Source organism: Listeria aquatica FSL S10-1188, assembly GCF_000525795.1.
Taxonomy (GTDB): domain Bacteria; phylum Bacillota; class Bacilli; order Lactobacillales; family Listeriaceae; genus Listeria; species Listeria aquatica.
Genome location: NZ_AOCG01000001.1, coordinates 95,410 through 116,244 on the forward strand (window position 1 = coordinate 95,410; position 20,835 = coordinate 116,244).

The window sequence follows — 20,835 nt, forward strand, 5'->3', positions numbered from 1 at the left end:
AAACTGCGAGCCTTTTGCTCGCAGTTTTTTTTATATCTATCAAGATGGAAAATCCAATTTTCCACTGATATAATAGTAAATAGAATGAAATATGATTTTTTAACCACAATTAGACATATATTAGGGGGATATATATGGATTCTGTCAGCAATGCATCTGTTATCAAACGCATCAATTATTCGGTAAAATCTGTGAATGACTTAGCTGCTCAATTGGAGGAGGATAATTCCACAGAAAAAGAATTAATAATTGATTACCCAACAGTATATATCATTAATAATCAACAAATGAAAGAGCAAATGGTATATGTAGGCGAAACAACGGATATTAATCGTAGAACAAAGGAACATTTGGATAGGGATATAAAGCGAGCTTCAGATGAAAAGTGGAAGACAATGCGAGACTCAGAAATGTACATAGTGGGTCATCCTTATTTCAATAAGTCCTTAACATTAGATATAGAAAATAAGTTAATGTCTTATATGCTCGGAGTAAAAGATATTTCAAAAGTTCTTAACAAACGTAGAAATGTCCAAAAAAAAATATTTTACCTCTGAAGCTTTTGATAGTGTTTTTAAGGATATTTGGGAAGAATTAGGAAAAGAAAATAGTGAGCTTTTTCCGGTAGAACCTGTTATTCGGGATTCAGCTTTGTTTAAAATTTCTCCATTCCATAAGCTATCGAATGAACAATATGAAGCGAAAGAATTAATTATGCAAAAAGTTGAACGGGCTTTGCTAAAGGATATGAATAAGCAAGTCATTTTTGTTGCTGGTGAAGCAGGTACGGGGAAAACAGTTTTAGTGAGTAATTTATTTTATGATTTATCAACCTTATCCAAACAGAGCATGGAAGAACCAATTTTTAAAGGAACTAATAATTTTTTATTAGTCAATCATAATGAACAATTAACTGCTTATAACCAAATTGCTTCCAAACTAGGACTAGTAGATAAAGATAATGAAGTTGTTAGCAAGCCTACCCGATTTATTCGTGAACATGATCCGTCTGATCCTGTTGATGTTGTGTTAGTTGATGAAGGGCATTTATTATGGACTCAAGGTAAACAAGCCTATCAAGGAAATAATCAATTGTTAGATATCATTGAACGTGCAAAAGTGACTATTGTTGTTTTTGATAGGAATCAAATTTTACGGGCTGAACAATACTGGGAAGAGGATAAATTAAAACTTATTGAGGATAAGGCAAAGCAAGATGGAAACTATATAAAACTTCAAAATCAGTTTAGGATAAATGCCAGTGATGACATGATTAAGTGGATTCGAACCATTATTGATGAGCAAGTTATTACAGAGCTCCCAAAAGAAACCGGAGAATATGATTTGAAAATCTTCCATACTCCTAGAGCAATGCATTCAAGTATTCAAAATAAAATGAAGAGTTATGGTCTTTCTCGAATGCTAGCAACATTTGACTGGAAATATGTTCAAAATAAAAAACCCGAAAATGAAGACTTTTGGTGTGTAAAGATTGGTGATTGGTCTTTGCCTTGGAATCTAGAACTCCCTAGAAAAAAAGGGGAAAAGACAAAGAATCTTGCATGGGCTGAACAACCTCATACAATTGATGAGGTTGGATCAACTTTTACAATTCAAGGATTTGATTTAAACTATGCAGGTGTTATCATTGGCCCTTCTGTCAAATATCGTAATGGGAAAATTATCTTTGATAAAAGTGCTAGTAAAAATACAAAGGCAACACAAAATAGAACATTGAGTAATGGAACAAAAATGAATTTTTCAGAGGACTTTTTGCGAAATGAATTGAATGTATTATTAACTAGAGGGATTAATGGGCTATATATTTATGCAGTAGATAAAGAATTGCAAAATGCACTCATGACTGTATATAAAAATTATCAAAAACAGAAAGAAGTGAAGCAAGTTGAATGAACTTGAAAATTTAACAGCAAAAATCAATCAATTTAGGGAAGAGCGCAACTGGCGACAATTTCATAAAGCTAAGGATCTGGCGATTTCTGTTAGCATCGAAGCGGCGGAACTGCTTGAAGATTTTCAGTGGAAAACAAGCGATGAGGCCATCCAGAAAAACAGCGAAAATATCAAAGAAGAAATTGCCGATGTGTTGATTTATAGCATTATGCTGGCAGATGATCTTGGGCTTGATATTGAGCAAATTATCGAAGAAAAACTTGAGAAAAATGCGATCAAATATCCAGTTGGGAAAAGCCGTAATACGAAAGCGAAATATACAGAACTTTGAGAGGAGAATCCAAATGACGAATGCGGAGGACATGAAGGAAAGCTATCAAGCAACCACGTTTAAGCTTGCAGGAAGCGGTGCGCGGAATGTTGGTGTGCTAAAAGAAGCACTTCAAAATGTAGACGGGCAACTCGCAAGCGATATGTACGGTAGCGGGGAAGTGATTGAGAAGTTTGAACAGAAAATGGCGCGAATTTTGGGGGAAAGAAGCGGCGGTCTTTTTTCCAAGTGGTACAATGGCGCAGCAAATTGCCTTACGTATTTGGTCAGATCAACGCAACAGTCTGCCAGCCGCATATCATCCGCTTGCGCACCTTGAGATCCATGAACAAGATGGCTTAAAGAAAATCCACGGAATGGAGCCAGTTCTTCTGGGCGAAGCTGATCGGTTGATGCGCTTTTCGGATGTTGAAAAACTGGGGAATTCGGTTTCTTCTATTTTGATTGAGTTACCGCAGCGAGAATTAGGCGGGGAATTGCCAGATTTTGCTGAATTAGAAGCAATTTCGGATCACTCTAAGCAAAACGGCATTTTTCCTGCATCTGGATGGTGCTCGACTGTTCGAAGTCTTGCCTTACTACGGGAAAACTGCCGATCAAGTATGTGCGCTTTTCGATAGCGTTTATGTTTCCTTCTATAAAGGAATTGGTGGCGTCGCAGGAGCCATCCTCGCCGGGAAAGCAGCATTCACCGAGGAAGCTAAACTTTGGAAGCGGCGTTATGGCGGAGACTTGATCAGTTTGTATCCTTATATTCTTGCGGCTGATTATTATTTGGAAAAGCGCTTGCCTAAAATGGCTGAATATTTCGAAGCAAGTAAAGCGCTTGCCAAGCAATTTAATGCGCTACAAGATGTTAAAACTCGGCCGGAAGTTCCTGTTTCGAATATGTTTCATGTGCACGTTAGCCGGGAAACGGAAGAGATGCAAGCGATTTTTACCGCGGTGCAGGAAAAAACGGATGTTGGAATTGTCGCAAATTTGCGGGACGGGACTTCTGCGGGTTCTTGCCAGTTTGAGTTGTCACTTGGGGATTCGATCCAAGACATTTCGCGCGAGAAATTAGAGGAAGTGTTTCAAGAACTCGATCAGGCTTTGCGAAAATGAGATTTTCTTTGGTATAATGCAGAAAAAATAGGGGGTGCTGAATGATGGCTGAACAGCGTGTGTTTTCCATGAGCTTTGCGAGCATTTACAAGCTTTATATTCAAAAAGCTGAACGAAAAGGTCGCGAAAAAGCAGAGGTGGATGAAATTATTCGCTGGTTGACGGGATATCATCAGGAAGAGCTAGAAAAACAAGTCGCGAGTGAAATTGATTTTCGAACGTTTTTCGCAGAAGCGCCACAACTAAACCCAAATGCAGAACTCATTACGGGGGTCGTTTGTGGGGTGCGCGTTGAAGAAATCGAAGATCCACTGATGCAGAAAATTCGCTATTTGGATAAGCTAATTGATGAGCTGGCGAAAGGGAAGAAAATGGATAAAATATTACGAAAAGCCTTGTAAAAAAGAAGCTCGTTGTGACTAACAACGAGCTTCTTTGAATGGCTATAGGTTTTAATGCTTTAAAATGAATTTTTTCACTTCTTCCCAAATAAGAAAAAGGTCATTCATTGACGAAAAAGCAATGAATGCCCTTTTTTGCGCTCGATCAAGCGTTTAATTCTTTCTCCATTTTTAGGCGTTGAACTTTCATAGTTGCAGTGCGTGGGATGTCATCATAAGCCATTAAGATTGGCTCGTTCAGTTGCGGCAAGTCGCTTAAGGCCCCGTACCAAGCTTCCCAGTCCATTTCTCGCCCGCTTGCAACAGAGATGATCGGCTGCGGCGTGCCATTTTTCCCACGGATAATGACCACTTCATTCAAGAAACTTAGGGTGTCGAGGAGTTTGTCCTCAATGGCTAAGGTGCTTTCGATGTTTTCGACTAGATCGACTTGGCGGTCAAGCAAAAGCAAAGCGCCGGCTTCATTTTTCATACCGTAATCGCCGCTATCCCAGAACGGGCCGTATACATTTTCATTGAAGCGAGCATCTTCTTTGTAATAGGTAAGGGCACGCCCTTTAGAGAGCATCTGAATGTTTCCTGGCGTGCCGTTTGGAACAACTTCGCCATCTTCTGAAACGATCCGAACGTCCGTCAAATTTTTCATGCCATATCCCATATTTCTTGCGTCGATTTTTTGTATGCTTTGTTTGGTGTGGAATCTTAGTATCATCGGACCGCACTCGCTTTGTCCGTAAACTTGCATAAATACGGGGCGATGTTCTTTTGAGCAATTTAGAAAAACGGCCATCGTTTCTTTGTTGATTGCATCAAATGTCGAGTGGAAATAGCGAATGCTTGCAAAGGTCTCTGGTTTTTCACGCGCTAGGTTCACCCATTGCACGAAATTATTTGGATGTGTTTCGACGATGTAAGGCTGATAAGTGGTCATAATGTGTTCGATGTTGGCTTCGTCGGGCTGGGCGATTGGAAACAGTGGGAATCCTTGAGACATCAAGGATGAGATGCCGATGTTAAAACGCGAATGAACGGGCGAAATGTGAAAAGCAGCCAGTTTCTTTTCGCGAATCAAGCTGAGTACATTGCGTTGCCACTGCGTCCGGAAGCCCATTGAATTCGTACTGTGTGCAATCAGCTTTGGAATTCCTGTCGTGCCTGAGGTATGTGTCATATAGGAAATTTCATCAAGAGCTAATTTTTCTTGGGAAACAGGCGTCGTTTCGCTTGCTGCGCCAAGTTCTTCTGCACGAATCAATTTTTCTTCTGGGATGTTTTCCATTTGATGAGCTTTTTCGGCCGTTTCTTCATCGAATAAAATGTAAGGGAAGTCGAGTCGTTCAGCCAGAACATTCATGGTCTCAACTGGAAGATGGTAAGAGATCATTGCGGGAACGGCTCCGAGATAAGACGCAGCTACAGCGAGCAAGTAAGTATCAAATTTCGGCGATTTGTAAATGATGATCTTATCTTGTTTTTGGATGCCTCGTTCTTTGAGTAAGCTTGCTTTCTGGATGATCGCTTGGGCGCATTTCATGTAAGTGGTTTCAAGTTTGAGTTCGGGAAAAGCAGCAAGCGGTTCATCGAAGTAAATGGGAACTTCTGGGAAACGCTCGGCGGATGCTTGGAAATTGGAATACAAATTTAATGGTTCATATGGATTTCGCATAAAAAAACTCCTTTTTTATTCGTTCGTTATTATTATAACATGTTCAATATTTCACTTGTATAAAAATTTGGTTTTTGAAGCTAAAATTGATAAGGTGAAGGTATCTAAAGGAAAAAGGAGCGATTTTAATGCGCACAAAAGTAAGCTTATTAATTCGTAAACCGGTAAGTGAGGTCTTTCAAGCTTTCATCATTCCGGAAATCACCACTAGGTTTTGGTTCTCGAAAAGCTCGGGGAAGCTCGTTCAAGGTGAAAAGGTGACTTGGGAATGGGAGATGTACGGGGTGACGGATGGAGTGGTTGTTGAGGAAATTGTCCCGAACGAGCGGATTCGCATTCAAGCGCAAAATTTGCGGGAAACCATTTTTCGCTTCGAGCCATTTTCTGATACGGAAACAATCGTCGAAATTGAGAATGGAGAGTTTGAAACGGTAGAGGAAATCATTGATACAACAGAAGGTTATACGCTTGTTTTGAGCGGACTTAAAGCTGTTCTTGAGCACGACCTCGACCTGCATTTGATCGAGGATAAACACCCCCATGACCGCATTTAGTCGACAACATGAAAAATTCAGGCTACTCTTTTTAAAATAGAGCGGCCTGAATTTTTTTATACGGACGAAGTGAGTTATTTCATTTTATTTTTATACGCTTTGATAGAAAGCAAGTAAAACAAAACAGCGATGCCCACTAGCCAAATGAAGGATGCTAAAATGGCGCCTGAATCGGGGTTTCCTGCAAATAAGGAACGGATTGCATTAGCGATTTGTGTCATCGGTTGATGATCGGCGAAAACCTGTAACACTTTCCCCATGCCAGCTGTTGGAACAAAAGCTGAGCTTACGAACATTAAGCCAAGCAAAATGTAGCTAAAAACGCTCGCGCCTTCATAGGATTTGGATACAAGTCCGGCCAGAACGGCAATCCATGTGAAAGCAAAGACAGCTAAGATGACCAGTAGCAATGCGAGGAGCCATTCAGCCAAATTCGCATCGGGACGGAAACCCATCAAAAGAGAAATCAGCATGACGGCCGCAACGGAAAACAAATTCAAGAGAAGGGTCGCGATGACATGCCCGCTTAGGATTGAAGACTTGGCAATGGGCATGGAGTGAAAGCGTTCAAAGATGCCTTTTGTAATGTCTGTATTGACGCGAACAGCGGTATAAGAAATACCCATCCCGATCGTCATTAGGAGGACGCCGGGAACGATGAAGTTCACATAATCGGCTTTTGGCATCGTCATGGCGCTCCCAAAGATGTAAACAAAGGCAAGCATCATCATGATGGGCATGAGGATGGTAGTAATGATCGTATCAATACTTCGCAGTGAGTGTTTGATGACCCGACCACTCATGGTCCAGGTGTCGCTAAAAAAAGTAATGGCGCATAGTTATTCTCCTTTCTTTCCGGTCACAGCAAGAAAAATTTCTTCAAGTGACGGTTGTTTTTCGACGTATTCGATTTTTTTTCGCCGGTAAAATGTTTTTTAATTCATCTAAAGTGCCTTGAACAATGATTTTGCCTTCATGAAGAATGGCAATTTGATCGGCTAGTGCTTCAGCTTCTTCCAGATATTGGGTAGTAAGAAAGATGGTGATGCCAGAAGCTGCCATTTTTCTGATCGTATCCCACAGTGCAAGACGCGCTTCTGGATCGAGTCCAACTGATGGTTCATCCAAAAAGACGAGTTCTGGGGAGCCTAGCATGGTCATAGCAAGGTCTAATCGGCGCTTCATACCACCAGAATAAGTGGATAAAGGCTTCCCACCAGCTTCCTCTAAGTCAAATTGTTTTAAGCTAGTTTCGGTGATAGCTTTCCGGTCGGGTAAATGCCGGAGTTTTGCAACGAGTTCCAAATTTTCTCGTCCAGTTAAAATCTCGTCAACTGCAATATTTTGCCCCGTTAAACTGATTTTTTCGCGTACTTGTTCGGGCGATTTAGCCACATCGATTCCACAAACCTCTGCTTTTCCTTCATCTGCTTGAATAAGTGTGGTCAATATTTTGATAGCTGTTGTTTTTCCGGCACCATTTGAACCAAGTAAGGCGAAGACGCTACCACGTTGAACTTGGAAATTGACGCCGTTTAAAACAGTGTGGTCTTTGTAGGCTTTTTTTAGCCCTTCAACAGAAACAGCAAGTGAAGTCATTTTATTTTCCTCCTAACTTTTTCATAATACTTTCATTTAGTGTCTTGCGTAAATCATCGGTATAAGTTCGGCAGTTGGCTAAAAGATCATCGCAAAATGCGGCTACATTCGTTCCTGTGATTTCTAAAACAGCTTTTCCTTCTGCTGAGCCAGCTTCAAATAAATCAATCAAATCATATTGAACTTTTAACATGTCATATCCGCTACCCTTGGCAAAATTCCACATGTAATGTTGGATTTTGTCGTAAACGAATTGGTAATCTTCTGGGAGCTCCTTCACACGAGCCATCATTTCCCGGTATTCTTTTTTATCGCCCACCATTTTCTTGAGTAAATTCCACATTGATATTCCTCCTCAATAATTTTAATTTTTATATGTAGTATTACTTAGTAGTAGGGGAAAGAAAAAAGTTTAAATGAAAATAATTAAACTTTCCTTTCACTATTTAGTATTGCTTATTACTGGTACATCGTAACACCGAATAGTGAAGTTGTCAATAGAAAAAGGAAAATAATTTTCACATTATTTTCCTTTTAGGATGCATTTTGTTTTGGTAATCTAAAAACAAGCAGTAAGCAAACAAAGAGTAGAAGCAAGTTCACGTAGATGCTCATCTGCAAGCTAAACGAATATTTTTCTGCGATATTACTTAGCGAGGTCCCACTTAACGTGCGGAAATAAATCGAGCCGACGATCGCGATGCCAAATGAAGAGCCAACGCGCTGAGCTGTGTTGAAGATGCCGCTTGCACCACCACGATCATTTCCAGAAACGGTAGCCAGTGTGAAGCTGTTTAGTGGCGAGATGATGACACCACTACCAAGCCCGGCAAGAAAAAGGGGAAAAACGGTGAGCCAAGGCGAAAAGGCACCGCTCTTCAAATGAAAAATCAAAGATGTGGCAGCCAGTCCGACCATCACGAGAATGAAGCCAATCATTAGTAGTTTCCTGCCCAGTTTTTGCATAAAGCGATTGCTATTTGCGGCTGCAAGCATGCTTCCAAGTGCGAAGGGACTAACGGCGAGGCCAGAAACTATAGCGGAGCGGCCAAAACCAGATTGCCACGTTAGTGAGAACACGAAAAAGATGCTCGTGAAAGCCGCGAAATAAACGAGTGAAAGAATCATGCCCGAAACGAAGGCTTTATTTTTCAAGAGCGTTGGTGAAATGAGTGGCTGTTTGCCTTGTTTTGCGGCATGAACGCTGTAAAGGTATAGACTGATTAAAATCGGGAGTGAAATCAGCATGAAAAGAATATCTTGCCACTTAAATCCTTGTGAACCATTTGAAATGACAGGATATAGCAAGAAAAGAAGTCCTGCTGTAAGTAAAAGGACGCTCAGGAAATCAAATGAAACTTTTTTACTTGTTTGATCTCGTTTGGGTAGGAAAAGAGCAGCGAGAATCAAAGTCGCTAAGACGAAAGGAACATTGATGAAGAAAACAAAACGCCAGCCATTTTCTGAACCAAATAGTTGGATCAACAAGCCACCAGTGAAAGGCCCAATTGCAGTGGCAACTCCAATCACAGAACCAAGGATTCCGAAAGCCTGACCAAGCTTATTTCCTTTAAAAATGTCCATGATCATCGCATTGATTTGTGGGAAAAATAACCCAGCAGAAAGTCCTTGAATGATGCGTGACACAATCAAACTAGTTTCTGTTTGAGCGAAGCCAGCTGTAATGCTCATCAGTAAAAAAAGGGAAATACCGATCATATACAGATTTTTGCGGCCGAACTTATCACCCAGTCGACCAGCGAGGATTAAAATCAAGCCAAAGGCAAGCGCGTAGCCAGAAACGACCCATTCGATCGAAGCGCTTGAGGCATTTAGAGCTTTTGTAATGTCAGGCAAAGCGACATTAACGACGGTCGTATCAAGGAGTGAAATAAAAGCGCCGAGCATTATTGAAACGAGTGCGAGCTTCTCGGTGCGATGGTTATTTGTCATGGAAATCACCTCTAATGCCTAAATAGTAAGCTTAAAAAAAGAGTAGGTCAAGCAAGAACTGCGGATTTCGCTTGTTCATTTATCTGGCTTTCTCGAACTCTATTTGTTTTTTTGGTAATCGGCATGGATTACGTTAAAAAAGAGGCATCCAAAATCATTTTATGATTTTGGATGCCTCTTCAGCGATTATGAAAAATCAACCTACTAATTTTTCATGGAACATTCTTTGGCAAAGTTCCATTTTTTGTTCTTCATTTAAATCTTTTGTATTCAAGCAGTAGCCACTGATACGAAGGATAACAGGGATACCAGCTTTGATTTTTTCAACAACTTCTTCGTGGTTTAGCACGTTTAAGTTGATATGTTGTCCACCTTTTTCAAAGTAGCCATCTAAGATCCCAACAAGATTTGCGTGTTGTTCTTCAAATGTTTTACCAAACATTTTTGGTGCTCCTTGGATAGTTAACGAGATACCATCGTTTGCATAGTGGAACGGGATCTTCGTAAGACTTGCAAGGTTATCAAGGAAGCCACCTTTAGCTTTGTTCGATGGGTTAGCACCTGGCTAAAGAATTCAGGTTCTTCAATCATTTTGCCGTTTTCATCAAAGACTGGGCCACGGTGAACTGGAGAGTTCCCACATTGTTTCGAGTAAGCCACGTTAGAAGTGATTGTAAGAATCGAAACTGTTGCTTCACTGTCTTTATAAAGTTTGTGTGAATCTAATTTTTCTTTGAACATTTTAAGAACCATAACAGCAATTTCATCCGCACGGTCATCGTTTTCACCATAACGTGGGAAGTCGCCTTCTACTTCATAGTCATAAACAAAGCCATCTTCATCACGAATCGTTTTAACTTTCGCGTATTTAATCGCACTTAAGCTATCTACAACATTCGCAAATCCGCAAATCCCAAATCCCATGTTTGCTGTAACTTTTGTTGGTAAGAAAGCCATTTGCATACTTTCATAGTTGTATTTATCAGTCATAAAGTGAATGATGTTCATCGCATCCACATAAGTGTCTGTGAGCCAGTCCATAGAAATATCAAATTTCGAAAGCACTTCATCGTATTCAAGATATTCAGAAGTAATCGGTTCAACTACATCAAAGACGCGTTCTTCTTTGTGAAGGTCATCTCTTCCACCGTTGATTGCTCCAAGTAAGCATTTAAGCACGTTAACACGAGCACCGAAGTATTGAAGGTTGTGTGTTTCGCCTTTATCTTTGTCTGCTTCAGGGTTTAGTGGGCTTACGCAACAAGAGATACACTGCATATCGCCGTAGCCTTCTTCTTGCATCAATTTGTCATTTTCGTATTGAATGGATGAATGTTTGACACTCATCTTCATGCAGTAATTTTTGAATGTTTCAGGAAGACGCGCATCCCAAAGTACAGTCAGGTTTGGTTCAGCAGAGTTGCCAAGATTATCTAGGCAATGCAAGAAACGGAAATCCGTTTTAGTTACACGGTGACGACCATCAGCACCCATACCAGCCATTGAAGTTGTAACGAAAGTTGGGTTAGAAGCATAAAGTTCGTTGTATCCGTTTGTACGTGCAAAACGAACCATACGAAGTTTAAGTGTAAGTTGTTCAATCAATTCTTGTGCATCAAGTTCAGTAATGATACCACGTTCTAAATCACGTTGAATATAGATATCCAAGAAAATCGGAATACGACCGAATGAGCTTGCAGCACCATTCGCTTGTTTGATAGAAGCGAGGTAACCCATGTAAGTCCACTGAACAGCTTCATGCGCATTTTCAGCAGGGCGACCAAGTTCAAGTCCATATTCATTACCAAGTGTGATCAAGTCTTTTAATGCTTTAATTTGCATGTAGACTTCTTCACGCAAGCGAATATTTTCATCAGAAGTTACTGGAATTTGTTTCAAATCGTTTTGTTTTTCAGCAATTAAACGATCGACACCATAAAGAGCTGGTTTTTGATAAAGACCGATGATTCTACCGCGAGAATAAGCATCTGGCAAACCGCTTACAATATGAGAGTGACGAGCGCGTTTAATATCATTTGTATATGCGCGGAAGATACCGTCGTTTGCAGTTGGACGATTGTTTACAAAAAAGTCATGTGTTGCTTGATCCACTTCATAACCATTTTCAATTAAACATTGTTCAGCTGTACGAAGGCCACCATTTGGCATGAAAGCAAGTTTGAAAGGTTTATCTGTTTGTAAACCAACAACGACTTCCAAATCCTTATCTACATAGCCAGAAGTGTGAGAAGCGACGTTTGATACGATTTTGTTATCCATATCAAGTACGCCACCTTTGGCATCCATTTCAGCAACTAAATCATTGATCTTGTCGTTTAAAGCAGTAGTGCGAGGTGTACTATCTTCTAAAAAGGTTTCATCCCCATCATAAGGCGTGTAGTTGTCTTGAACAAATTGGCCGACATTGACAGTTTCTTGCCAAGCTGTACCATTAAATCCTTCCCATGCTTTAGTCATAGTGTTTTTCCTCCTAAGTTTCCTAATTTGTTTGTTAAATTTTTAACGTGATAAAATGAACAATAATAGATTTCACTAAAATCATAACCTATTGTGAAAGCGAAAACAATATGAAAAAACGAAAAAAAAATAAAATCTTTTATATAACGAAGAAACAGTTTTCAGGGTGTAGTAATACAGTTTTTGGGTTATTGGGAAGTAGAAATGAAAAAAAAGTCAAAATTGGGCTCAAAATAATAGGTTCGTCAAAAAAATTGTGGAAAAAAAACTATAATTTACGTAACTAAGTAACATTGAGCGGACACATATTTCTTTTAAACTGAAAGGTGTAATAGATGTTTATTAAAAGGAGGAAGAAAGATGAAAACAGCCAGATTAACAGCTGTTGGAGTTCTAAGTGCTGCAGCGCTATTTAGTTTCGTAGGAACAGCAGATGCGGCAGGAACTCCACAAACGGCCGCAACGTATTCTTCAAAAGGAGATGTATCATTCACGCTCGATAACAGTAGCGTGCCACCACTTGATCCGACGAATCCAGATAAGGATAAACCTATTCAGGATAATCCTAAAGATCCAGTGGATCCGGGAACAACAGGTCCTCTAACGATTGACCGTGTCTCGAATATCCATTTTGGTGAACAAAAAATTTCAGCTGAAGACGAAACCTATTATGCAAAACCAACTGAGATTATTTTGAATGACGGAACGAGTACTAGTGCTCCAAACTATGTCCAATTGACGGATAAACGAGGAACAGCTGTAGGATGGAAATTGCAAGTGACACAAGAAGACCAGTTCAAGACGCAGGATCAAAAAGCGCTTGAGGGTGCACAAGTTACTTTCGCGAATGGTCTTACAAAGACAGAAGCGACCAATAAAGCTAGTGCGCCTACAACACAAACCCCAGTTGTTTTTGATAAGTTTGGACAAGCAAAAACGATTATGACTGCAACTAAAGGTTCAGGAATGGGTACATGGTTTGAAAATTTTGGAGATGATTCGAACATGGATAAAAGTATCTCACTTTTCGTTCCAGGTGTCTCAGCTAAAGATCAAACAGGATATTCTGCAACCTTTACATGGACACTTCTCGATTCACCAGCTTGATAATTTTTAGAAATTAACCGTTAAATCAAGTGTGCTTTATGAGGGCGCTTGGTTTATCGGTTAGTTTTATTTGGAGGCAATTTTCACTTTCCTAAAAAGGAAAGCACAATTTAAAAGGAAGCATGTTTTTTATTTCACAAGCAAAGCTTTTTTTGCTAAAATCAACTTTAGAAAGATAAAATCAAGAAATTGTCAAAAAATGGACACATTTTGAGAGCAAAGTTCGCAGTATTGTCAATTTTTTATGAAACACTTTATGATAAAATAAAGTTAATGTTACATGACACCTGTTAATTGTGGTTCGTATTTGCTTCACCAGGCATCTGTACGACTTGCACATTAACAGACGTCACTATCCCATTAAGGCCAGTTGCTCCCATCAAAGCTTCTGGTCTTTTTTTTATGGCAAAAAATAGCGGAGACTTGTCGTGTGCGAAATAATGCAAAATGGCAAAAGCTAGAATTAAAAAATGAAAGCCTTTTTATATGATGAATAAGAGCTTTTTAAGATGGGTTTCTAGCAAACACACGTAAAAATAAATACGGAAATTCGTTTTTTGAGGAAAGTTGTAAAAATTTTGTCACATATTAGGCAATATTTTACCTTTTAGGATAAAGAGGAAGTAAAAAAAACTCGATATAATGAGAACATAGGTTGAAAAAGTCATTGTCAATAAGTTTATGTATTTATTATGAAGTTCTAAAGGAGGAAATAGGGTGTATATATCAAAGAAAAACGTTTTATCTTTTTCTGGAAATAAGGAAATTAATGAAACAGGATTATTTTTAGTTGTAGATGGACACATTATGCAGGAATCAAATGGAACGCTCATCAAAGTTTTGAAACAAGATAGCGTATTTCATATCGACCCTGTAAAAAAATCTTTCTTTCAGTATTTTTCTCACGGCAAGTGTTTCTTGCTTGAAATAGAAGATGAAAAATATCTAGCAGAAATTACGGAGAAAAATATCCATCGCTTAGCTGGAGCGCTTGAACGGTATCGTCTTCCAGCAAGACAACGTGTTGAGGCATTAATTTATCAAATTGCTTTAGATGTTGGGGTTGAAAGTGAAGATGAAATTTATATTCCAGTATCTTGTAATCAATCAGAACTGGCGCGCTATAGTAATGTGAGCCGTGAATATTTTGTTAAAATCAAGAATGATTTATTGATGGAGAACATGATTTCCGTTCGAAGCCGCAATTGGGTCTTACTTGAAAAAAGCAACTGGGAAATGCGTCCAAATTGCACGCCGCTTGAAAAGTCCACTGAGGTGGAAGTTTAATTTTAAAAACCAGCTTTTAATCTGTTTAAAAGCTGATTTTTTGTTGTTCTTTTTTTCTCGAATTGTTATTGACAGCTTAAAAACAAAATGAGATTATAGAAAGACTTCGCGTAAAGAAAGTGGGGAATATTGTGCAAATCAAAAGTTATGAAGAAAAGTATTGTGATCAGTTGACAAAGCTGATTTTAGGGGTCCAACAAGATGAATTCGGCGTAGCCATTACGCTAGATGATCAGCCAGATTTAATGGACATTCCAGGTCATTATTTTGATGGGAAAGGGCACTTCTGGGTGGCTCTCCAAGATGATGTAGTGATCGGAACGATAGCTGTTTTGTTTTTGGAGAATGGTCATGCGGCGATTCGTAAACTTTTTACGGATGCGAATTTTCGGGGGAAAGAATATCAAACGGGGCAAAAATTATTGGATGCTCTTGAAGCGTTTTGTGCGGAAAATGGGAAAAATGCCATTTATCTGGGCACGACCGATAAATTTAAAGCTGCGCACCGATTTTATGAGAAAAATGGCTACGAAGAAATCAATAAAACAGATTTACCAGAGGACTTCCATATTCTTGCGGTAGATTCGAAGTTTTATCGGAAAAATGTGAATTAATTAGTGGAGATTGTAAAAGAGGGAACCCTTTATTTACAATCTCTTTTTAAAAGGAATTATTATTGTTTGTGAATTTTTTTACAATTTCATTGATTTAAGCTATACTGGTTTTTGCAAGGGGGAAAAAGAAGGAAAGGGAGAGTCCATTGTACGAACGAAAAGAATTATATGATTTTTTTATGGAACGGACAAGCGAGCTTACAGAAGACTGGTATAACAAGATGGATCACAATCATTTGCACGGGGTTTACGCATCAAATGATAAGGAAGTTATTGGCAGGCTTAAACAGCAAAATTATCAGTTTCATTTATTGTTTTGTCGTTTGTTTCTTGAAAAAGACGAAGATTTTGGAGCGCTTTTTGAAAATTGGTTGGAAGAACTTGCAAGCGATATCGAACATCTTTTGACGCCGATATATGAAATCATTGAACAATTTTTTCGTGTGGAAGACCAGTATTTGGAGTTGATCGAAAAGTTTTATGCAGAAAATGTGGCAGGTGCTGGAAGTGAAGAAGTCAACTACTGGAGCCGAGAAATTACGAAACGGCTTGGGGAAATTGTCATTCGTTTTGTTCGAGAAAATGCTTTGCAGACTGAATTAAAGCTAAATGCACACAGAGAAACGATTTTGAAATTGAGCTGTCCGGTTATCCCGCTGATGAAGCATTCCGCTTTGCTTCCAGTGATTGGAGATATTGATGAAACACGTGCAAAAGTGATTTTGGAACACACGCTTGATGAATGTGCAAAGAAAAAATCGATCATTTATTTATTGACTTGTCCGGGGTTGCTACCGTTGACAAAATAGCTGTAGAAGAATTGGAGCAACTAATAGATGCGCTTAAACTGGTCGGGGTGGTTTGTACGCTTTCTGGTGTCAGGCCCAAAGTAGCTCGAGCTGTTGTGGAGTACGGATTTGAGCTTGAAACCATTCAGGTGGAAAGTGTGCTTAGTACGGCGATTGAAGCTAAATTTGCTGCTATATAATGAGTGGAAAAATAGGAAATAAGTGATTAGGATCTCGAAAAGGTGATTTTTTGAGGAACGCCAAGCTTTTTCCTGTTTTTCTGCTCTTTTTTGTTTGGAAACTTTGTGATATGCTTGTTCAGGTGGACTTAACGAGTCGGAAGGAAGGAAAGAACGTGACAAAATTTTTACCACGTGATTTGTGGATTGTGATTGTGGGCATGGTGCTTTTATATACCGGCTTATCATTTATTTGGCCGTTTAATATGGTTTACATGACAGGCGAACTTGGAATGTCTGGAACAGATGCTTCGCTTGTCCTTTTGGTGAACTCTTTTGTAGGGATTATTTCAAGTATTATTGGCGGCTTGATTTTTGACCGCTTTTCAGGCTATATTTCGCTTTGGATTGGAACCATCATTTTAGTCCTCGCCACACTTAGCTTGAGCCTGTTTCACGGCTATCCAACTTTCATTTGGAATTTGTGGTTGGTCGGATTTGCGATGGGAATGGTTTTCTCGGGATTATATGCAGCGGCAGGCCTTACGCATCCAACTGGAGGACGAACAGGGTTTAATGCGATTTATGTTGCGCAAAATATTGGCGTTGCGGTGGGTCCTTTTTTAGCAGGCTTGCTTAGTGGATTTGGAATGGGGAAAGTTTACTTAGGGGCCTTTCTTTTTGCGGTTTTTTATGCGCTTTTCTTTTTCATATTCTTTCGTAAAATTGATTGGAAATCGGACCATATTGGAAGCGAAACGAAACACCGTAAACGTGGGATGAAACGAGCACGCCCTACTTTAATTGGTCTTTTTTCGATGATTCTTTTGCTCGCAACTTATTTATTTTGTCAGTTACCACACGTGCAGTGGCAATCCAACCTATCGACTTATATGACAAGCGATGTTGGAATTTCAACAGCGGAATATGGCAAGTTATGGAGCTTAAATGGTGCGTTGATCGTTTTAGGTCAATTTGTGTTGATTCCAATTGTAGCACGCTTTAAGCGACACTTGCACGCGCAGATTTTTATCGGCATTTTGCTGTTTGCGCTCTCGTTTATTATTGCCATGAATGCAACTGTTTATAGCGGCTTTGTACTTGGGATGATTTTTCTAACACTTGGGGAGATGTTTGCTTGGCCGGCGATTCCAACAATTGCTTATGCGCTTGCGCCGAAGGGAAGTGCAGGACTATACCAGGGACTTGTAAACGGGATGGCGACAGCTGCACGAATGCTCGCCCCATTTTTAGGAGCAGTTGTTGTAGAAAAATTCGGTGGGATTACAGCCCTTTTTGTGGGCATCTTTATTTTGCTTGGACTGGCTGTTTTGTCAACGATTCTACAAAGGAATTTGCAGCTTCGAGATGAACGAAGTCGAGCTTTGAAAGGGGAAGAGCTAAGTGAAAATTTATGAGAATGCCCGGTTTTATACGATGCAGCAAGAAGGTGATTTTGTTCAAAATGTCCTCGTTCAAAATGGTGTCATCCAAGGGCTTGATGTGGATCCGGATGAGTATCTGGATGCAAAACGAATAGATTTAGAAGGGAAGACTGTTTTTCCGGGTTTTGTGGATTCACATATTCACTTGCTATGGTACGGGCAGGCGCTTGCCCGATTGAATTTAAGTGAAACAACATCCAAGCGGGAAGCGTTAGGACTCATTCGGCGTCGGGTTGCTGAACTGGAAGACGCTGCTTGGCTTTTTGTTGAAGGCTATGATGAAAATAAGTGGAGCGATGAGGCGACAATCATCACACGATGGGATCTAGATGAGGTGAGCCAAAACCACCCGATTCTTGTGCGACGAATTGATTATCATAGTGTGAGTGTGAATTCGGCGCTGATTGATGTTGCTCAACTTGTGCCACAGGAAGTGCAGGGTGGCGAGATGGTGCTTGATGAATCGGGTGTGTTTACGGGGATTTTGAGAGATAATGCAACTTATCTTGCGACGGATCGCTTCCCGGTTCCGACAAATGAGGAGATTAGTGCATGGTTGAAGCTTGCGGTGCGGGATTTATGGCAAAAGGGCGTGACTGGCGCGCACTCGGAAGATTTACATTATTTTAATGGGTTTATGGGGACGCTACAAGCTTTTCGGGATACGTTGTCGGAAGATTTTCCGTTTCGTGCCCAACTTTTGATTCACAATGCCGAGTTTGATGTGTTTGAGCGATCAAACGAGCGGTTTATGGATGGCGATTCCTTCGTTGAGCTCGACAGTATGAAGATTTTTTATGATGGCACGGTTGGATCGAGGACAGCTTATATGTCGGCAGGCTATAAGAATAGTCCAGATGAGCACGGCTTGAAGATTCAAACGGACGAAGAGTTTGAAAGTCTCGTAAAGCGTGCACGCAAAGTGGGTCTACCAGTTGCTATTCATATTTTGGGTGATGCGGCTTTTCGTGATGTCATTCGGATGCTCAAAAAGTATCCTCCAAAGGCAGGTCAGCACGACCGAATGATTCATACGCCGTGGTTAACAGATGAGTTAATTGAAGAGGCGAAAGGGATGCCACTTTTATTTGATATTCAGCCACAATTTCTTTCAAGTGATTTACCCTGGGCGCTTGATGTGCTAGGCGAAAACTATCCCAAGCGTGCTTTTGCTTGGAAAACGCTGCTTGAAAGTGGTTTTAGTTTAGCTGGGGGAAGTGATGCACCAATTGAAATTCCGAACCCGCTTTATGGTATTCACGCCGCGGTGATGCGAACTGCTAACAGCGATTTGACAGGAACACGTTATTTTGAAGCAGAAGCACTAAGTGTATACGAAGCCATTTCACTCTATACAACAGGAAGCGCGAGTGCTAGCTATAAACCGAACTCAAGAGGCAAGATAGCGCCCGGTTTTGCGGCGGATTTTACGGTGCTTGAAACAGATCCTTTTAAAACCAAAAAGGAAAATTTGCGTTTGATTAAAGTTGCGAAGACGATTGTAGACGACCAGATAGTCTATTCAAACTCATCGCTTCTTTAAAAGAAATAACCTACCAAACTGATTTAGGTTTATGGTAGGTTTTTTTCGTCTGGATTTAAGATCATGCCCTAATTTTTCTTGATTATGTTATAATGTATCCAATCCTTTTTGAAATTGCTTAGGAGAGATTGCTTTTTAAGGAGATGACGGGATAGGAAAGAGGAGCGTCTTAAAAAGATTTATACACAAGGAAAGTTAAATGTCGAGGAGGAACTTTTATGATTGAATATATTAAACAAGCTGATGAGAGCCACCAAGCGCATTTACAAGCGATGTATAAACTGATTAAACAGGTTTTCCCTGAGGCAGAAGAAAAAATGGCTTACGGAATGCCGGCATTTCATGAAAAAGTAAATGCCGTTTATTTCGGTGATAATAAAAAGCATCTTGGTTTTTATCCAACGCCTTCTGTTATTGAAGCTTTTGCTGAAAGACTAGATGGATATAAGTTTTCAAAAGGTGCGGTTCAGTTTCCTTACAACAAGGAACTTCCCAAAGAACTTATTTATGATATGTTGCAATACCGGAAGTCAGAGCTTGCACAAAAATAAGCCCAATGATGTACTTTAGTGAGTTCGAAAAATGCAAGATTTTGAGAATAGGAAAGTATGCTAAAAATATCAAAAGAGACTGGGCGGTCAGTTCAAATTAACAAATTTGTTAAACAGGCTAGCGAGGAGCTACATATAAAAGAAAAAGAGCTGTAAGGAGACAGCTCTCAAGCATCGCGTAAGTTGGTAACTAATTTAGTCGGATAACCTACCAAGCCTGATGGCTCATGGTAGGTTATTTTTATGGTCATTGCTGGCCGTAAATAAGCAAAAAAAGTGTTCCAAAAGATGCTAGAAAAATTGAAATGGGCTTAAAAAAGTACTTCAACAAGTGGACTAATATGTGCTATTCATATAAAAATCAATGGTTTTTTTCTAATTCCTTTTTCTAATGAGAAATGTGGACGCCAATTTGTTTGTTTTAAAAGTTTATCGGGGTTTAGTGCATATCGTAAATCATGTCCTAGACGGTCTTCTACATGTTCAATCAAATCAATTGCATTTTCTCCTGTTTTTTTAGAGAGTAGCGTGAGGACTTTGTGAGCAATTTCAAGGTTCGTATATGTGTTTTGAGCACTGACATTGAAGGTCTCGCCTTCGAAAGCTGGTGTAGTGATGATTTCCCAGATGGCACTACAGTGATCTTCTACGTAAATCCAGTCGCGAACGTTCGAACCACTTCCGTAAATCGGGATGTGCTTTTTAGCTAGAGCACTTTCGATAACAGTCGGAATAAATTTTTCTTGGTTTTGGAAAGGACCAAAGTTATTGCTACAGATTGAAATCGAAACGGGCAATTGATAGGTGTTTTGAAAGGCGAGAACAAGGTGATGGGCGGCTGCTTTACTGGCTGAATAGATATTTCGTGGTTGAATCGGTGAATTTTCATCAAAACTCCCCGTTGTGATGGAACCAAAGATTTCATCTGTACTAATAAAGTGAAAACGTTTGCCATCTAAATCATCTTTCCATAAATCTCGTGCGGCAGTGAGAAGGTTGTATGTTCCTTCAATATTGCTATGCAAAAAGGGGCGTCCATCATAGGTGCTACGGTCAACGTGTGTTTCAGCAGCGAAGTGAACGATTGTGTCAGGAGCGAAATCTAGGATGGCTTTTGTGGTTAAAGTGGCGTCATAGAGGTCGATTTCAGCAAATTGATAGTTAGGATAGTGATGGAGTTCTTCGTTTATGGGTGTACTGGCGTAGGTTAGCTTGTCTAGATTGAAAAACTCATAGTCTGGATTTGACTGGACATGTTGACGCAGAAACTGGCTTCCGATGAAACCTGAACCGCCTGTAATTAAAATTTTCATGTTGT

The 20,835-nt window shown here is 39.9% G+C and carries 18 protein-coding genes and 3 pseudogenes; 14 read left to right on the forward strand and 7 right to left on the reverse strand.

The window, feature by feature from the left end:
* Positions 1–134 precede the first annotated feature (134 nt).
* The 5 genes and pseudogenes from MAQA_RS15000 to MAQA_RS00510 all read left to right on the forward strand — a co-directional run bounded on the left by MAQA_RS15000 (position 135) and on the right by MAQA_RS00510 (position 3,753).
* Positions 135–557: a GIY-YIG nuclease family protein gene (locus MAQA_RS15000; RefSeq protein ID WP_241462994.1), complete on the forward strand. Its 423-nt coding sequence runs from the start codon at positions 135–137 to the stop codon at positions 555–557.
* The gene (locus MAQA_RS00495) at positions 529–1,914 is read left to right on the forward strand and encodes a DUF2075 domain-containing protein (RefSeq protein WP_241462995.1); all 1,386 of its coding nucleotides are present in this window, start codon (positions 529–531) and stop codon (positions 1,912–1,914) included. The genes MAQA_RS15000 and MAQA_RS00495 overlap by 29 nt, the downstream gene beginning before the upstream one ends.
* A complete protein-coding gene (locus MAQA_RS00500; protein ID WP_036070277.1) occupies positions 1,907–2,245 on the forward strand; it encodes a nucleotide pyrophosphohydrolase in 339 nt (112 codons plus the stop codon). The genes MAQA_RS00495 and MAQA_RS00500 overlap by 8 nt, the downstream gene beginning before the upstream one ends.
* Before the next feature lie 13 nt (positions 2,246–2,258).
* A pseudogene (locus MAQA_RS00505) lies at positions 2,259–3,352 on the forward strand (threonine aldolase family protein).
* Positions 3,353–3,396: 44 nt separating this feature from the next.
* Positions 3,397–3,753 (forward strand): DUF2200 domain-containing protein, encoded by a 357-nt coding sequence (locus tag MAQA_RS00510; RefSeq protein ID WP_036070280.1) that lies wholly within the window; start codon positions 3,397–3,399, stop codon positions 3,751–3,753.
* A gap of 145 nt (positions 3,754–3,898) precedes the next feature.
* Here the strand turns inward: MAQA_RS00510 and MAQA_RS00515 are convergent, their stop codons facing one another.
* A complete protein-coding gene (locus tag MAQA_RS00515; RefSeq protein ID WP_036070282.1) occupies positions 3,899–5,419 on the reverse strand; it encodes an AMP-binding protein in 1,521 nt (506 codons plus the stop codon).
* 128 nt (positions 5,420–5,547) lie between these two features.
* Here MAQA_RS00515 and MAQA_RS00520 point away from each other — a divergent pair, with 128 nt between their 5' ends.
* Complete coding sequence (locus tag MAQA_RS00520) at positions 5,548–5,973, forward strand: SRPBCC domain-containing protein (RefSeq protein WP_036070284.1); 426 nt, start codon at positions 5,548–5,550, stop codon at positions 5,971–5,973.
* Between the two features lie 74 nt (positions 5,974–6,047).
* Here the strand turns inward: MAQA_RS00520 and MAQA_RS00525 are convergent, their stop codons facing one another.
* The 5 genes and pseudogenes from MAQA_RS00525 to pflB all read right to left on the reverse strand — a co-directional run bounded on the left by MAQA_RS00525 (position 6,048) and on the right by pflB (position 12,003).
* Positions 6,048–6,776, reverse strand: a complete 729-nt coding sequence (locus MAQA_RS00525) for an ABC transporter permease (protein ID WP_036070287.1) — start codon at positions 6,774–6,776, stop codon at positions 6,048–6,050.
* Between the two features lie 36 nt (positions 6,777–6,812).
* Positions 6,813–7,572, reverse strand: a pseudogene (locus MAQA_RS00530) (ABC transporter ATP-binding protein).
* Position 7,573: 1 nt separating this feature from the next.
* Positions 7,574–7,915 carry a DUF1048 domain-containing protein gene (locus tag MAQA_RS00535; protein ID WP_036070291.1) on the reverse strand — a complete coding sequence of 114 codons (342 nt, stop codon included), beginning with the start codon at positions 7,913–7,915 and terminating at the stop codon, positions 7,574–7,576.
* 191 nt (positions 7,916–8,106) lie between these two features.
* Entirely contained in the window at positions 8,107–9,525 is a 1,419-nt protein-coding gene (locus MAQA_RS00540; protein ID WP_036070294.1) for an MFS transporter, read from the reverse strand.
* A gap of 196 nt (positions 9,526–9,721) precedes the next feature.
* Positions 9,722–12,003, reverse strand: a pseudogene (pflB, locus tag MAQA_RS00545) (formate C-acetyltransferase).
* 360 nt (positions 12,004–12,363) lie between these two features.
* On the opposite strand from pflB, the gene MAQA_RS00550 reads away from it, so the two are divergent.
* The 8 genes from MAQA_RS00550 to MAQA_RS00580 all read left to right on the forward strand — a co-directional run bounded on the left by MAQA_RS00550 (position 12,364) and on the right by MAQA_RS00580 (position 19,517).
* Positions 12,364–13,110 (forward strand): WxL domain-containing protein, encoded by a 747-nt coding sequence (locus tag MAQA_RS00550; RefSeq protein ID WP_036070296.1) that lies wholly within the window; start codon positions 12,364–12,366, stop codon positions 13,108–13,110.
* A gap of 717 nt (positions 13,111–13,827) precedes the next feature.
* The gene (locus MAQA_RS00555; protein ID WP_052008376.1) at positions 13,828–14,397 is read left to right on the forward strand and encodes a cyclic nucleotide-binding domain-containing protein; all 570 of its coding nucleotides are present in this window, start codon (positions 13,828–13,830) and stop codon (positions 14,395–14,397) included.
* Between the two features lie 131 nt (positions 14,398–14,528).
* Positions 14,529–15,011, forward strand: coding sequence for a GNAT family N-acetyltransferase (locus MAQA_RS00560; protein ID WP_036070298.1), 483 nt, complete (start codon positions 14,529–14,531; stop codon positions 15,009–15,011).
* A gap of 146 nt (positions 15,012–15,157) precedes the next feature.
* Entirely contained in the window at positions 15,158–15,820 is a 663-nt protein-coding gene (locus MAQA_RS00565) for an STAS domain-containing protein (protein ID WP_052008377.1), read from the forward strand.
* Positions 15,754–15,999 carry an STAS domain-containing protein gene (locus tag MAQA_RS14035; protein WP_077913511.1) on the forward strand — a complete coding sequence of 82 codons (246 nt, stop codon included), beginning with the start codon at positions 15,754–15,756 and terminating at the stop codon, positions 15,997–15,999. Before MAQA_RS00565 ends, MAQA_RS14035 begins: the two co-directional genes overlap by 67 nt.
* A gap of 155 nt (positions 16,000–16,154) precedes the next feature.
* A complete protein-coding gene (locus MAQA_RS00570; RefSeq protein WP_036070389.1) occupies positions 16,155–17,396 on the forward strand; it encodes an MDR family MFS transporter in 1,242 nt (413 codons plus the stop codon).
* Positions 17,383–18,966 (forward strand): amidohydrolase, encoded by a 1,584-nt coding sequence (locus MAQA_RS00575; protein WP_036070301.1) that lies wholly within the window; start codon positions 17,383–17,385, stop codon positions 18,964–18,966. Before MAQA_RS00570 ends, MAQA_RS00575 begins: the two co-directional genes overlap by 14 nt.
* Before the next feature lie 218 nt (positions 18,967–19,184).
* Positions 19,185–19,517: an iron chaperone gene (locus MAQA_RS00580; RefSeq protein ID WP_036070304.1), complete on the forward strand. Its 333-nt coding sequence runs from the start codon at positions 19,185–19,187 to the stop codon at positions 19,515–19,517.
* Between the two features lie 350 nt (positions 19,518–19,867).
* On the opposite strand, the gene MAQA_RS00585 is transcribed toward MAQA_RS00580, so the two are convergent.
* Positions 19,868–20,830, reverse strand: a complete 963-nt coding sequence (locus MAQA_RS00585; RefSeq protein WP_052008378.1) for a dTDP-glucose 4,6-dehydratase — start codon at positions 20,828–20,830, stop codon at positions 19,868–19,870.
* Positions 20,831–20,835 lie beyond the last annotated feature (5 nt).

What these genes read in the sequence shown, in the direction of transcription:
- MAQA_RS00535 (WP_036070291.1), bottom strand. Translation starts at nt 7,915, where the DNA reads ATGTGGAATTTACTCAAGAAAATGGTGGGCGATAAAAAAGAATACCGG.
- MAQA_RS14035 (WP_077913511.1), top strand. Translation starts at nt 15,754, where the DNA reads ATGTGCAAAGAAAAAATCGATCATTTATTTATTGACTTGTCCGGGGTT.
- MAQA_RS15000 (WP_241462994.1), top strand. Translation starts at nt 135, where the DNA reads ATGGATTCTGTCAGCAATGCATCTGTTATCAAACGCATCAATTATTCG.
- MAQA_RS00585 (WP_052008378.1), bottom strand. Translation starts at nt 20,830, where the DNA reads ATGAAAATTTTAATTACAGGCGGTTCAGGTTTCATCGGAAGCCAGTTT.
- MAQA_RS00520 (WP_036070284.1), top strand. Translation starts at nt 5,548, where the DNA reads ATGCGCACAAAAGTAAGCTTATTAATTCGTAAACCGGTAAGTGAGGTC.
- MAQA_RS00515 (WP_036070282.1), bottom strand. Translation starts at nt 5,419, where the DNA reads ATGCGAAATCCATATGAACCATTAAATTTGTATTCCAATTTCCAAGCA.
- MAQA_RS00580 (WP_036070304.1), top strand. Translation starts at nt 19,185, where the DNA reads ATGATTGAATATATTAAACAAGCTGATGAGAGCCACCAAGCGCATTTA.
- MAQA_RS00540 (WP_036070294.1), bottom strand. Translation starts at nt 9,525, where the DNA reads ATGACAAATAACCATCGCACCGAGAAGCTCGCACTCGTTTCAATAATG.
- MAQA_RS00525 (WP_036070287.1), bottom strand. Translation starts at nt 6,776, where the DNA reads ATGAGTGGTCGGGTCATCAAACACTCACTGCGAAGTATTGATACGATC.
- MAQA_RS00550 (WP_036070296.1), top strand. Translation starts at nt 12,364, where the DNA reads ATGAAAACAGCCAGATTAACAGCTGTTGGAGTTCTAAGTGCTGCAGCG.
- MAQA_RS00510 (WP_036070280.1), top strand. Translation starts at nt 3,397, where the DNA reads ATGGCTGAACAGCGTGTGTTTTCCATGAGCTTTGCGAGCATTTACAAG.
- MAQA_RS00495 (WP_241462995.1), top strand. Translation starts at nt 529, where the DNA reads ATGTCCAAAAAAAAATATTTTACCTCTGAAGCTTTTGATAGTGTTTTT.